Origin of the sequence: Mycobacterium sp. 360MFTsu5.1, from assembly GCF_000383495.1 — a bacterium.
Lineage (GTDB): Bacteria > Actinomycetota > Actinomycetes > Mycobacteriales > Mycobacteriaceae > Mycobacterium > Mycobacterium mucogenicum_B.
The window spans coordinates 90,860-103,757 of record NZ_KB911465.1; the positions used below are offsets into that span (position 1 = coordinate 90,860).

A 12,898-nucleotide genomic window follows, 5' to 3' on the forward strand; every position below is an offset into this window, starting at 1 on the left:
GGGGCTGTGGTGCGGTCGTGAGCTGCGATCGCTCATGCCGGCAGCGCCGAGTTCGCGGTAGCGGCCGGCCCAGCGAGCCGCCGTGCTCACCGCGACCTGGAATCGCTCGGCAGCTCGCCGCAGCGGCCAACCGTCCTCCACGACGCAGCGAGCCAGGCGCAGACGCCCGGTATCGGACAAAGGAGCATTACGGTGGGACATGAAGACCTCCGAGATGAGTTGGTGCGTTCCTCGACAGCTCGCACTTCACTCGGAGGTCTTCTTCATGTCACCACGCCACGCCGTACCTAACGTCCGTGGTCAGTACAGCTAGTCGGCAGGGACCGGCGCGGGCATCGTTTGGTGCCGGCCCCTGCTGGGTAGCATCCGAGCTATGGCCATCAAACTCGAGAACGTCGGCATCGCCGTGCGCGATCTCGACGCGACCATCGCGTTCTTCACCGACCTCGGGCTCACGGTGGTCGGCCGTGCCACGGTCAGTGGCGAATGGACCGAAACCGCGGTGGGTCTCGACGGCAACCACGCCAACATCGCAATGCTCGAGACACCGGACGGTCACGGCCGCATCGAGCTCTTCGAGTACATCCATCCCGAGGCGAACGAGTCTGAACCCACCCGCCCCAACGATATTGGGATGCACCGCGTCGCGTTCTCGGTCGACGACATCGATGCGGCCCTCGAGATCGCCGCCCGCCACGGGTGTCACCCACTGCGTGGCGTGGCGACCTACGAGGACATCTACAAACTGACGTACGTCCGCGGTCCCAGCGGCATCATCGTGATGTTCGCCGAGGAGCTCAAGAAGAGCTGACGGCCATCAACCGGCTGACCGCGGCGCTCACCCGGTCGCGGTTGCCCGCGCCGTTACGCACCACCCACGACGTCAGGTGCTCGAGCAGTTCCCGGATCTCCAGCAGCGCCTGGATGCGCTGGGTCTCATCGGACTTACCGGTCAGCACCTCGGACCACAGGTTGTCGAGATCGAGGATGTCGCGCACCGTCGCGTACGCCATCGCCACGTCGGCCGTACTCACCGACAGCCGCTCCTGCATACGGTAGATGGTGCCGGGCCCGACGCGGTTGATCAGCTCACCGGCGACCGAGGTCGCGACGATCTCGCGCCGCAGCGGGTGGTTCGCGATCTCGGCCCGGGCGTGCTCGGCGATGCCGGCCGGGAAGTACTGCGCCAGGCGGCCGACGAACATCTCGTGATCCGGTACGTCGGAGGCCAACAGCTCCTGCGACACCAGATTCTTGGATTGTGCCAGCAGCACGGCGATTTCGGGACGGGTGAGTCCGAGTCCGACGAGACGGCGGCGATCCAGTTCCTGCTTCGACGGCAGTCCCTCGACATCGGGATCGACGCCGGCCACGTCCTGCAGGTTGCTGATGAGCCGGACGTGCCGCTCCAACAGCGAGCCTGCTTCAGCGGCCGCCATGCTGATCGCGAGAATCTGGTCGGCGTTGTCGGCCAGCACCCGCGCGGCGACATCGTCGGTGGCGTCGGCGAGCAGCTTATTGCGTTGTGCGGTGGCGATATTGCCGGAGTCCAGTGCGATCTTGAGGTTGACCTCGAGGTCGGAGGTGGCGACGCCGGCGGCGTTGTCGATGAAGTCGGCGTTGACACGGCCGCCGTTCAGCGCGAACGCGATACGGGCCTGCTGAGTCAGGCCGAGGTTGCCGCCCTCGCCGATCACCTTGCAGCGCAACTGCGATGCGGTGACGCGGACCCGGTCGTTCGCCTTGTCCTGTGCGTCGGCATCGGTCTCGTCGTCGGCGCGGACGTAGGTGCCGACGCCGCCGTTCCACAGCAGATCGACCGGTGCCCGCAGCACTGCGCTGATCAGCTCGTCGGGCGTGCATTCGGTGGCCTGGACGCCGAGGCTCGCCCTGGCCTGCTCCGACAGCGGGATCGACTTGGCGGTGCGCGGCCACACGCCACCGCCGGCGGAGATCAGCGCCGGGTCATAGTCCTGCCAGCTGGAGCGGGGGAGGCGGAAGAGACGCTCGCGCTCGACGTACGAGGTCTCGGGGTCCGGATTCGGGTCGAGAAAGATGTGCCGGTGGTCGAATGCCGCGACCAGTTTGATGTTGTGGGACAACAGCATTCCGTTGCCGAACACGTCACCCGACATGTCGCCGATGCCGGCGACCGTGAACGGGTCGACGTCGATGTCATGACCGGCCTCGGCGAAGTGCCGCCGCACCGACAGCCAGGCGCCGCGGGCAGTGATGCCCATGGCCTTGTGGTCGTATCCGGCCGACCCGCCCGAGGCGAAGGCGTCGCCCAGCCAGAAGTCGTACTCGGCGGCAATGGAATTGGCCAGGTCGGAGAAGGTGGCCGTGCCCTTGTCGGCGGCGACCACGAGGTAGGCGTCATCGCCGTCGGGGCACACCGTGCGGTCGGGGTGACGGACGGTGCCGTCGACGATGTTGTCGGTGACATCGAGCAGGCCGCGGATGAACGTGCGGTAACCGTCAGCGGGATCGACAGTGGCAGAACGCAGGACGAAGGCACCCTTGGCGCCGGTCGGCACGATCGGGGCGTTCTTCACGGCCTGTGTCTTCATCAGACCCAGCACCTCGGTGCGGAAGTCCTCGGCACGGTTGGACCAGCGCAGGCCGCCGCGGGCGATGGCGCCGCTGCGCAGGTGCACGCCCTCGACGGTGTCGGAGTGCACGAAGATCTCGCGATAAGGCACGACGGGTCCGGTGATCGACAGGCGTGACGAGTCGATCTTGAACGACACGTAGTCCTTGGGCTGACCATCGGCGCCGACCTGGAACCAGTTGGTGCGCAACGTCGCGGTGACGAAGGCGTGCAGCGCCCGGCGGATCCGGTCGTCGTCCAGTGAGGTGGCGGCTTCCACGAGGCCTGCGACGTCGCGATCCGCCTGCTCGATGTCGGCGTCGGTGCCCGGGTTGAACCGGGCATCGAACAGGGTCAGCAGCGCGTTCACGAAATCGGGCGCGGCCACGAGGGATTCGACGATGTAGTCCTCGGAGAACCCCAGCCCCGTCTGCCGGAGGAACCGGCACGCGGCGCGGATAAGCACCGCCCGGCGCCAATCGATGCCTGCCGCGGCGATGAGCATCGCATACCGGTCGACGTTCCAGCGGCCCGCGATGGCGGCCTCGCAGGCCTGCGCGACCAGGTCACGTGTCGCGTCGGAGAGCGAGAGGTCGCCGAACTCGTAGCAGTGCCCGGCGTCATCGGAATGGTGGTAGGAGGCGACGCGCAGGCCGAAGGACTCGAACATCGCGCAGACGTCGGCGAGCAGCGGCGGCTGTGCGGGCCACTGGATTTGGGCGTGGTTGTTCAGCCCGTCGGCGTCGAAAGACACCCGGGCAGCGGAATTCTGCATGGGGAGGACTACTCCGGTCTATTTACTTGGATGTCTGTGTGGTTGCAGGGGGTAGAAGGAAAGGTGTTGCGGCGCAACTACTGAAGGGCGATGTACTTGGTCTCGAGGTACTCCTCGATGCCCTCGCTGCCGGCTTCCCGACCGATGCCGGATTCCTTGATGCCGCCGAACGGCGCGGCCACGTCGGAGATGACGCCGCGGTTGACGCCCACCATTCCGGCCTCGACTGCTTCGGCGACGCGCAGCGCCCGGTCCAGGCCCTGCGTGTAGACGTAGGCGGCCAGGCCGTACTCGGTGTCGTTGGCGGCATCGATGCCGGCCTGCTCGCCGTCGAATCCGATGATCGCGGCGACCGGTCCGAAGATCTCCTCGCGCAGGAGGCGGGCGTCGGTCGACACGTCGGCGAGCACGGTCGGCGGGTAGAAGAAGCCTTCGCCTTCAACGGGTTTGCCGCCAGTGGCCACCGTGGCGCCCTTGTTGACGGCGTCCTGCACCAGTTCGTCGACGGTCGCCCGCTGCTTGGCGGTGATCAGCGGACCGACCTGGCTGCCGGCCTGGTCGCCCGGGCCGGTGGCCAGTGCGGCCATGCGGGCGGCGAGCTTCTCGGTGAACTCGGCGCGCACGGCGTTGTCGACGTGAATGCGGTTGGCGGCGGTACAGGCCTCACCCATGTTGCGCATCTTGGCGGCCATCGCGCCGTCGACCGCGGCGTCCAGATCGGCGTCGTCGAACACCACGAACGGGGCGTTGCCGCCGAGTTCCATCGAGGTACGCAACACCCGATCTGCGGACTGCGCCAACAGCTTCCGGCCGACACCGGTGGAACCGGTGAAGGTCAGCTTGCGCAGGCGCGGGTCGGCCAGCAGCGGGCCGGTCAGGCCGGCGGCATCGGTGGTCGGCAGGATCGACAGCACGCCGGCGGGCAGGCCCGCGTCGGCGAACACCTGGCCCAGCAGCAGCATGGTCAGCGGGGTTTCGGCTGCGGGCTTGACGATCATGGTGCAACCTGCCGCCAGCGCCGGGCCGATCTTGCGGGTGCCCATGGCCAGCGGGAAGTTCCACGGCGTGATCGCCAGGGTCGGCCCGACGGGCTGCTTGGTGACCAGGATGCGGCCGGTGCCGGTGGGGGACTGCGTGTAGCGGCCGTTGATCCGGACCGCCTCTTCGGCGAACCAGCGCAGGAACTCGCCGCCGTAGTTCACCTCGCCCTGGCTCTCCGCCAAGGGCTTGCCCATCTCGAGGGTCATGGTCAAGGCGAAGTCGTCGCGGCGTTCCATGACCAGTTCCCAGGCGCGGCGCAGGATTTCGGCGCGTTCGCGGGCCGGGGTGGCGGCCCACGATGCCTGCGCGGCGACCGCGTCGTCGAGGGCGCGGGCGCCGTCGGCGGGCGAGGCGTCGGCGACCTCGATGAGCACGGCGTCCGTGGCCGGGTCGTGCACGGCGAACCGGGCTCCGGTGGACGCGGGGACCTGCAGGCCGCCGAGCCACAGCTCGGTGGGCATGGACTCCAGCAGTGTGGTGCGGTCGATCATCGGGCCGCCGCCATTTCGCGCACGATGTCGCTCAGGACGGCGATGCCCTCGTCGAGCAGTTCGTCGCTGATCACCAGCGGCGGGAGCAGGCGGATGATGTTGCCGTACGAGCCACAGGTCAGCAGGATGACGCCGCGCTTGAACGCCTCTGCCGCAATGGCTTTCGTGAGCACCGGATCGGGATCGCTGGTGCCGGGTTTGACGATCTCGATGGCCAGCATGCCGCCGCGGCCACGGACGTCGCCGATGACCCCGGTGTCGGTGAGGGCCTGCAGCTTCGGCAGGACCGACGCTTCGATGGCGCGGGCGCGGGCCGGCAGGTCCATGTCGGCCATGGCGTCGAGCGTGGCGAGTGCCGCGGCGCAGGCAACCGGGTTACCGCCGTAGGTACCGCCCAGGCCGCCGGGGTGCACGGCGTCCAGCAGGTCGGCACGGCCGGTGATGGCGGCCAGCGGCATGCCGCCGGCGATGCCCTTGGCCATGGTGATGATGTCGGGGACGATGCCCTCGTGGTCGGAGGCGAACCACGAACCGGTGCGGGCGAAGCCCGTCTGCACCTCGTCGGCGATGAACACGACGCCGTTGGCCTTGCACCAATCAACAATGGTGGCAAGGAATCCCGGCGCGGGCACGATGAAGCCGCCCTCGCCCTGGATGGGCTCGATGATGACGGCGGCGAGCGACGCGGCGCCGATCTGGGTCTCGATGCGGCTGATGGCGGCCTTGGCGGCGGCCTCGCCGGTCAGGCCATCGCGGTACGGGTACGACGCAGGCATCCGGTAGATCTCGGGCGCGAACGGACCGAACTGCGTCTTGTAGGGCATGGCCTTGGCGGTCAGCGCCATCGTCATGTTGGTGCGGCCGTGGTAGGCGTGGTCGAAGGCGACGACGGCCTGCCGGCCGGTGGCCAGGCGCGCGACCTTGACGGCGTTCTCGACGGCCTCGGAGCCCGAGTTGAAGAATGCGGTGCGCTTCTCATGATCGCCGGGGGTCATGGCGTTGAGCCGCTCGGCGAGTTCCACGTAGCCCTCGTACGGGGTGATCATGAAACAGGTGTGGGTGAAGCGGGCTGCCTGCTGCGCCACCGCCGCGGCGACACCGGGATGCGATGCGCCGACGCTGGTGACGGCGATGCCCGAACCCAGGTCGATGAGCGAGTTGCCGTCGATGTCGACGATGACGCCGCCGTCGGCGTCCGCGGCGTAGACCGGAGCCGAGGAGCTGACGCCGCCGGCCACGGCGGCCTGGCGGCGCGCCGACACCTCGGCCGATCGCGGACCGGGCAGCGCGGTGACGATGTTGCGCTTCTGCGCCAGTCGATAGGTGATGTCGGTCATCGGTTGCTCCTGGTGATCGAACGGCTTGTGTACTGCTGATTCTGTGCCGTCCAGAGCCCGATGACCATGTCCATGTTGTCGATTTGGTTGGAGGAGTGCACGCCATTTTGTCGTGTGTGCGGCGGTCGCTCCGAAACCACACTGTGAACACCGCCAACATCACAACGAGGGGTGAACTGTGACCGAACCAACTCGCCGCACCACAGCCCGCGGCACCCGTGCCGCGAAGGCCACGACATCGGCGAAGGCGCCGGCCAAGAGCCCCGCCAGGACCCCGACGAAGGCTGCGGCCAAGACTCCGGCGAAGGCGCCGGCCAAGCGCGTGGCCGCGCAGGCCAGGGCAGTCCCCGTCGTGCCGTCGCCCGCGCCGGCGCCCGAGGTGAGCGTGGGGACGGACGCCGCGTTCGCGTCGTCGCCGGCCCCGACACCGCATCTGCGGAACTTGCGCAACATGTCCGAGGTCCGGCACTTCTTCCGCACCAACGACGTGCCCATCTACTTCGTCGGCGCCACCCCGTTCAACCTGCTGGGCCTGGACCGGTGGGTGCGCAGGTTCTCGTTCGTCACCTATTACGACGGCTGGGACGGCTCGCACCCGCACGTGTTCAGCCCCAGGCACAAGCCCTACCGCGAGTTCGAGAGCGGTGAGGAGATCAACAACTGGCTGCTGCGCAATCCCGAGGTGCGGGCGCACATGCAGCGCGGCCTGGCGCCGGGTGTCCGGCCGAAGGTGGCCATGGTGTTCTTCGACGCCGAGACCGAGGCGATCTGCGCCGAACTCGGCTACGACCTGATCCTGCCGCCGGCCGCGCTGCGCGAGCACCTGGACTCCAAGCTCGTCACGACCCGGCTGGGCAACGAGGCCGGTGCGCCGAGCGTCCCCAACGTACTGACCAACGTCGACAGCTACGAGCAGCTCACCGCGGCCGCCGAAAAGGCCGCCCTCGGCAGTGAACTCGTGATCCAGACGCCGTATGGCGACTCGGGCAAGACCACGTTCTTCATCTCGTCGGAGGCCGACTGGCGCAAGCACGCCCAGCACATCGTCGGGCAGGACATCAAGGTGATGCGCCGCATCAACAACCGGCCCGTTGCCGTCGAGGCGGTGCTGACCCGGTGCGGCACCGTCGTCGGCCCGTTCATGAGCGAGCTGACAGGCTATGCCGAGCTGACGCCGTACCGCGGCGGATGGTGCGGCAACGAGATGTACGCAGATGTCCTGACCCCCGAACGCCGCGCCGCGGCAACACAATTGGTGCGACGGCTCGGAGACCGGCTGGCGGCCGAGGGTTACCGCGGCTACTTCGAGGTCGACGTCCTCGTCGACACCGATGACGGCGAGGTGTACCTGGGTGAGCTCAATCCCCGCATCAGCGGCGCCACGTCGATCACCAATGTGACGGCCGGTGCCTACGCCGACGTCCCGCTGTTCCTGTTCCACCTGCTGGAGTACATGGACGTCGACTTCGACCTCGATGTCGACGAGATCAACGAACGCTGGGAGCAGCTGGCGTCCGCTGACGTCTGGAGTCAGATGGTCATCAAGGAGACCAGCGACACCGTCGAGCAGTTGGTCGGCACGCCGGCGACCGGGCACTACGCCCTGGATGCCGACGGCGCGTTGGTGTTCCGGCGGGCCGCGCTCGACTGGCATCAGCTGCAGGACGAGTCCGAGGCCTTCTTCCTGCGGATCTATCCCGCCGGTGACTACCGGTGGAAGGGGGCTGATCTGGGCGTGCTGGTGACCAAAGGCCGGTTGCAGTGGGATGCCGCGCAGGGCGGCACGGCGCTGACCATCCGAGCCCGGCACCTGATCGATTCGATCCGTGCGCTGTACCGCGGCGTTCCGCTGGCGCAGTCCGCGGCGTCGCCGGCCGTCGTGGGCGGGAGTGTGAAGTCTCTATGATGAGGTCATCGCGCCGGCTCACTCGGCGTCGTGCGACAGGAGCGGCCGTGCTTGGTTCAGACCCGGGCCGCACGCCGTCCGTCATTTCACTGGCGAACTGGCAGTCCGCGCCACACTTGCACTGGTCGTTCCAGCACGTCGCTGAATTCCTGCCCACCGCAACCATTTCCCGCGGTGCGGGTCCGGTGGCGCCGCTGCCGTCGGCCCATTCCGACGTCTCGGCTACTGGGGTGATGCTGCCCGACGGCACGCCCTCGACGGTCGGGCAGGTCATGGCGGCGACCGCCACCGACGGCTGGATCGTGACGCATCGCGGCCGGGTTTTCGCCGAGCAGTACTACGGCGGCATGCAGCCCGAAACGGCGCACCTGCTGATGTCGGTGAGCAAGACCCTGATCGCCGCGGTGGCCGGTGCGCTGGCCGGTTCCGGAGCACTCAACGTCGACGCCCTGGCGTCCGATTACGTTCCGGCGCTGGCCAACTCGGGCTACTACGGCGCGACGGTCCGGCACCTGCTGGACATGCGCTCGGGCATCGCGTTCTCCGAGGATTACCTGGACCCGGCCGCCGAGGTGCGGGTACTGGAGCAGGCCATCGGCTGGTCGCCGCGGACCCATCCCGACGTCCCGGCCACGATGTACGACTTCCTGCTCACGCTGCGGCAGAAGAGGCCGCACGGCGGGCCGTTCGAATACCGTTCGTGCGAAACCGATGTGCTCGGCTGGGTCTGCGAGGCCGCGGCCGGCGCCCGGATGCCGGAGTTGATGTCGCAGTTGGTGTGGAGCCGGCTCGGCGCCGCCCACGATGCCAACATCGGCATCGACTCGATGGGCAGCGGCATGTTCGACGGCGGCATCAGCGCGTGCCTGAGCGACCTGGTGCGCTTCGGTTCGCTGTATCTGAACGACGGGGTGTCGCTGCTCGGCGAGCAGGTGCTGCCCGCGGCGTGGATCGCCGATACCGTTGTGGGAGGCGCAGATTCGCGTGAAGCGTTCGCCTACAGCCCCGGCGACAACCGGATGCCCGGCGGTATGTACCGCAACCAGGTCTGGTTCCCGTACCCGGGCAACGACGTGCTGCTGTGTCTGGGCATCCACGGCCAGATGATCTACGTCAACCGGCCGGCGGGTGTGGTGGCCGCCAAGCTGTCGAGCTGGCCGCTGCCGCAACACGCGCACATGCTGTTCTCCACGCTGCGCGCGTTCGACGCGGTGGCGGCCGCTCTGGTGTGAGCCTGGCGCCGAGCTACGACCGCGGCCTGCGGAAGTAGCTCGGCGCGGTGCCTTCCCAGCGCTTGAAAGCGTGGGTGAAGTTGGCTGTTTCGGCGTACCCCAGGTGCCGGGAGATCTCTTCCACGGACAGGTCTTGCTGGAGCAGCTCGACGGCCAGGTGACGGCGGACCTCGTCGAGCAATGCGCGGTAGGACGTGCCTTCGGCGGCGAGCCGACGGCGCAGGGTGCGCTGATCGATGTGCAGTTCGTCGGCGATGGTCGGCATCGCCGGCAGCTCACCGGGGTTGTGCAGTAGCCGGCTGCGGACCTGGCCCGCCACGCCGACGCGAGACAGCCTGCGTTCGAGCAAGTCCCGGCACTGCTGTTCGATCTTGCGCGCCGTGTTGGCGTCGGCGAGCGGCGACGGCATCTCCAGCACTTCATGGGTGACGGCGAGGCGGTTGGTGCGCCGGCCGGAACGTACGCCGGACGCGGGAAGCCGCCACAGCTCGGCGAGCTTTGCGGCGCGCTCGGCGTCGAGCGTCGTCTCTGCCCACGACGGTGTGAGTGCCAGGTTCGCGCCCTGCGTCGCGGCGACGAATCCGGCCAGGTCCCGCTCGACGATGAATGACCTGACATCCGTGGGTAATTCACTGTCATCGGCGACGAGGTACCCGTACTCGTCGTCGGTCTCCACCGAGAAGCGGAGGTGGGTGGGGGAGAGTGCAAGATAGGGCAGGATCAGTTCCACGCCCTGCCGCAGATTGGGGCTCGCCAGGATCAGGAAACCGAGCAGGCCGGCCCGACCCAGGGTGGAGTGCACTCCCACCTCGATGCCGACGCCCGGGCTGTCGCCAAGCCCGGCAATGAGATTGCGGATGACGTCGAATTCCTGGTGCGCCCAGATCTCCGCGTTCTCGTCGTCCAGGTCGGCTTCGGTCAGCCCGCTGCCCGCCAGACATTCGGCGGCCGTCATCCCATGCGCGATGGCGCCCTGCACCATGATGCGGACGCCTTCGGTGCCCCGCGGCACCGCCCAGACCGGGGTCATACCCACTGTCCGAAAATACCAAATCGGCGTCCCGTTGAAACATTCAATCGCATCGGCCCTGTCCGTAGCGTTTTTCGGCAGACGCAACCAACGCGGGTTGCCTGACAGACGGAGTGTCGAATGGCGTCAGTGGAAGTGGCCGATCGGGCGGACAGCCAAGCCGCCGTGCGAGCGGCCTTGCCGGATCCCGGTGAGCAGGTACCGAAGTTGGCGTGGCCGACCGTGGCGCTGTTTCTGGCGGGACTGGTGGCATTCGTCGCGTCAACAGTCGCTTATCTGGACGGTGCTGCTCCGATGTGGGTGCCCATCGTGGTCAACGCGGTGGTGACCTTCACGATGTTCACCGTCGTCCACGACGCCGTGCACTATGCGATCAGTTCCACCCGTTGGGTCAACGGCTTGTTCGGACGGTTGGCGGTGCTGTTCGTCCAGCCCCTGATCTCGTTTCCGTCGTTCGGGTTCATTCACATTGAGCACCATCGGCATTCGAACGACGACGAGAACGATCCGGACACCTTCGCCTCGCATGGACCGGCGTGGCAACTGCCGTTCCGCTGGGCTGTTCTCGACGTGTCCTACGGCAACTATCTGATCCGCAAGATCCGCAGCCGCCCCAAGGCCGAGGTCGCCGAAACCCTGGCGTGCGTGGCCCTTTCGGTGACGGGGTTGATCGCCGCCATCATGTCGGGCCACTTCTGGACGCTCGCCGTCGTCTTCATCATCCCGCAGCGCATCGCAGTGGTGGTCTTGGCGTGGTGGTTCGACTGGATGCCGCACCACGGTCTGGAGGACACCCAGCGCAGTGACCGCTACCGGGCGACCAGAACCCGCGTCGGCATGGAGTGGCTCTACACGCCCTTGATGCTGTCGCAGAACTACCATCTGGTGCACCACCTGCACCCGTCGGTGCCGTTCTATCGGTACACCAAGACCTGGCGCCGCAACGAGGAGGCATACCTGGACCGAAACGCCGCGATTTCCACGGTGTTCGGACAGTCGCTCGAGTCCGGCGAGTTCCGGGAATGGAAGCAACTCAACGGCAAGCTCGGTCGGCTGCTGCCGGTGCGGATGCCGGTGCGCTCGAGTTCGCCGCACGCGGTGTTCCACCGGATTCCGGTGGCTGCCGTCGATCCGATCACCGCCGACAGCACATTGGTGACTTTCGCCGTTCCAGAGGCACTTCAGGATCAGTTCCGATTCGAACCAGGCCAGCACGTCTCGGTGCGCACGGATCTGGGTGGCGAGGGCGTGCGCCGCAGCTACTCCATCTGCGCGCCGGCCACGCGGGCTCAGCTGCGGATCGCGGTGAAACACATTCCGGGAGGGACGTTCTCGGGTTTTGTCGCCGATCAGCTCAAGGCCGGCGACGTCCTGGAGGTGATGACCCCGGCCGGCAGCTTCAGTTCGGCGCTGCATCCGTTGCACCGCAAGCACTACGTCGGTCTGGTGGCCGGCAGCGGCATCACCCCGGTGCTGTCGATTCTTGCCACCGTCATGGAGCTCGAAACCGAGAGCCGCTTCACCCTCGTCTACGGCAACCGAACCAAAGAGACCACGATGTTCCGCACCGAACTCGACCGTCTCGAATCCCGGTACGCCGACCGCCTCGAAATCCGGCACGTGTTGTCGGCCGAGCCGCGACACACCCCTGAGTTGTCCGGCCACATCGATACGGAGCGACTGACCGGCTGGCTCACGGCGGATCTTCGTCCGGATACCGTCGACGAGTGGTTCCTGTGCGGCCCTGCCGCGATGTCCACCGGCGCGCGCGAGACGTTGATCGAGGGTGGCGTCGATCCCGAGCGGATCCATCTGGAGTTGTTCACCGGGTTCGACCGCGGCGACGCGCCCGCCCGCGATTATCAGGCCGCCGCCGTCACCGTCCAATTGTCCGGGAAGCGGCAGACTTTCGGCCTCGCGGCCGGCGACACGATCCTGGAAGGTGCATTGCAAGCCGGGAGCAACGCGCCCTACTCGTGCATGGGCGGTGCGTGCGGTACCTGCCGGGCCAAATTGCTCGAGGGCACAGTCGACATGGAGCAGAACTTCGCCCTCGGGCGGGGTGATCTCGATGCCGGCTACATCCTCACCTGCCAGTCGCATCCGACCAGCCCGGCGGTGTCGATCGACTACGACGCCTGACGGCGCAACGAGGTCCCTGAGGTCAATCATGCGGCGATCTGCGGGTGGTCATTGACGTCAGGGACGTCCAGCCGCCGAATCAGGTACCTCGCTTCGGTCAGGATGGCTTGCAGTGCATCGTGATTGAAGTGAGGTACTTGTCTGGTGCACCCGGGTATTCACCCTGCAGCCAGGCACACCGCTACTCGGCTTTTTGCGCCCAGGTTGCAGGGTGAACGCGGGAATGCCTGGTTTGGGCGTTGATCCTGTGCCTGCGCACACCGCTACTCGGTCTTTTGCGCCCAGGTTGCAGGGTGAACGGGCACAAGCGAACTGCCTCACAAAGAACGCGCCCCGCCACGCCGAAGCGTGACG

The 12,898-nt window shown here is 67.4% G+C and carries 9 protein-coding genes; 4 read left to right on the forward strand and 5 right to left on the reverse strand.

The genetic code is table 11. The features are described 5' to 3' along the window. A partial coding sequence (locus H289_RS32355) for a leucine zipper domain-containing protein (protein ID WP_196810024.1) occupies positions 1–201 on the reverse strand: 201 nt, incomplete at its 3' end. A 172-nt stretch (positions 202–373) separates the two neighbouring features. Between H289_RS32355 and H289_RS0110250 the strand changes: the two genes are divergently transcribed. Beyond that, positions 374–811, forward strand: a complete 438-nt coding sequence (locus H289_RS0110250; RefSeq protein ID WP_020100695.1) for a VOC family protein — start codon at positions 374–376, stop codon at positions 809–811. On the opposite strand, the gene H289_RS0110255 is transcribed toward H289_RS0110250, so the two are convergent. The 3 genes from H289_RS0110255 to gabT form a co-directional block, all read right to left on the reverse strand. After that, positions 798–3,365, reverse strand: coding sequence for an NAD-glutamate dehydrogenase domain-containing protein (locus H289_RS0110255; RefSeq protein ID WP_020100696.1), 2,568 nt, complete (start codon positions 3,363–3,365; stop codon positions 798–800). The two genes, H289_RS0110250 and H289_RS0110255, sit on opposite strands and share 14 nt — an antisense overlap. Before the next feature lie 77 nt (positions 3,366–3,442). Beyond that, complete coding sequence (locus tag H289_RS0110260; protein ID WP_020100697.1) at positions 3,443–4,897, reverse strand: NAD-dependent succinate-semialdehyde dehydrogenase; 1,455 nt, start codon at positions 4,895–4,897, stop codon at positions 3,443–3,445. Continuing rightward, a complete protein-coding gene (gabT, locus tag H289_RS0110265; RefSeq protein WP_020100698.1) occupies positions 4,894–6,234 on the reverse strand; it encodes a 4-aminobutyrate--2-oxoglutarate transaminase in 1,341 nt (446 codons plus the stop codon). The genes H289_RS0110260 and gabT overlap by 4 nt, the downstream gene beginning before the upstream one ends. A gap of 385 nt (positions 6,235–6,619) precedes the next feature. Here gabT and H289_RS0110275 point away from each other — a divergent pair, with 385 nt between their 5' ends. Both H289_RS0110275 and H289_RS0110280 read left to right on the forward strand, forming a co-directional pair. Then, entirely contained in the window at positions 6,620–8,140 is a 1,521-nt protein-coding gene (locus H289_RS0110275) for a biotin carboxylase (RefSeq protein WP_502685700.1), read from the forward strand. 47 nt (positions 8,141–8,187) lie between these two features. Further along, positions 8,188–9,372 (forward strand): serine hydrolase domain-containing protein, encoded by a 1,185-nt coding sequence (locus H289_RS0110280; protein WP_020100701.1) that lies wholly within the window; start codon positions 8,188–8,190, stop codon positions 9,370–9,372. 13 nt (positions 9,373–9,385) lie between these two features. Here H289_RS0110280 and H289_RS0110285 read toward each other — a convergent pair whose 3' ends face one another. Next, positions 9,386–10,402, reverse strand: coding sequence for an AraC family transcriptional regulator (locus tag H289_RS0110285; RefSeq protein WP_020100702.1), 1,017 nt, complete (start codon positions 10,400–10,402; stop codon positions 9,386–9,388). 120 nt (positions 10,403–10,522) lie between these two features. On the opposite strand from H289_RS0110285, the gene H289_RS0110290 reads away from it, so the two are divergent. Further along, positions 10,523–12,544 (forward strand): fatty acid desaturase, encoded by a 2,022-nt coding sequence (locus H289_RS0110290; protein WP_029105054.1) that lies wholly within the window; start codon positions 10,523–10,525, stop codon positions 12,542–12,544. Positions 12,545–12,898 lie beyond the last annotated feature (354 nt).

What these genes read in the sequence shown, in the direction of transcription:
- H289_RS0110250 (WP_020100695.1), top strand. Translation starts at nt 374, where the DNA reads ATGGCCATCAAACTCGAGAACGTCGGCATCGCCGTGCGCGATCTCGAC.
- H289_RS0110255 (WP_020100696.1), bottom strand. Translation starts at nt 3,365, where the DNA reads ATGCAGAATTCCGCTGCCCGGGTGTCTTTCGACGCCGACGGGCTGAAC.
- H289_RS0110260 (WP_020100697.1), bottom strand. Translation starts at nt 4,897, where the DNA reads ATGATCGACCGCACCACACTGCTGGAGTCCATGCCCACCGAGCTGTGG.
- gabT (WP_020100698.1), bottom strand. Translation starts at nt 6,234, where the DNA reads ATGACCGACATCACCTATCGACTGGCGCAGAAGCGCAACATCGTCACC.
- H289_RS0110285 (WP_020100702.1), bottom strand. Translation starts at nt 10,402, where the DNA reads ATGACCCCGGTCTGGGCGGTGCCGCGGGGCACCGAAGGCGTCCGCATC.
- H289_RS0110290 (WP_029105054.1), top strand. Translation starts at nt 10,523, where the DNA reads ATGGCGTCAGTGGAAGTGGCCGATCGGGCGGACAGCCAAGCCGCCGTG.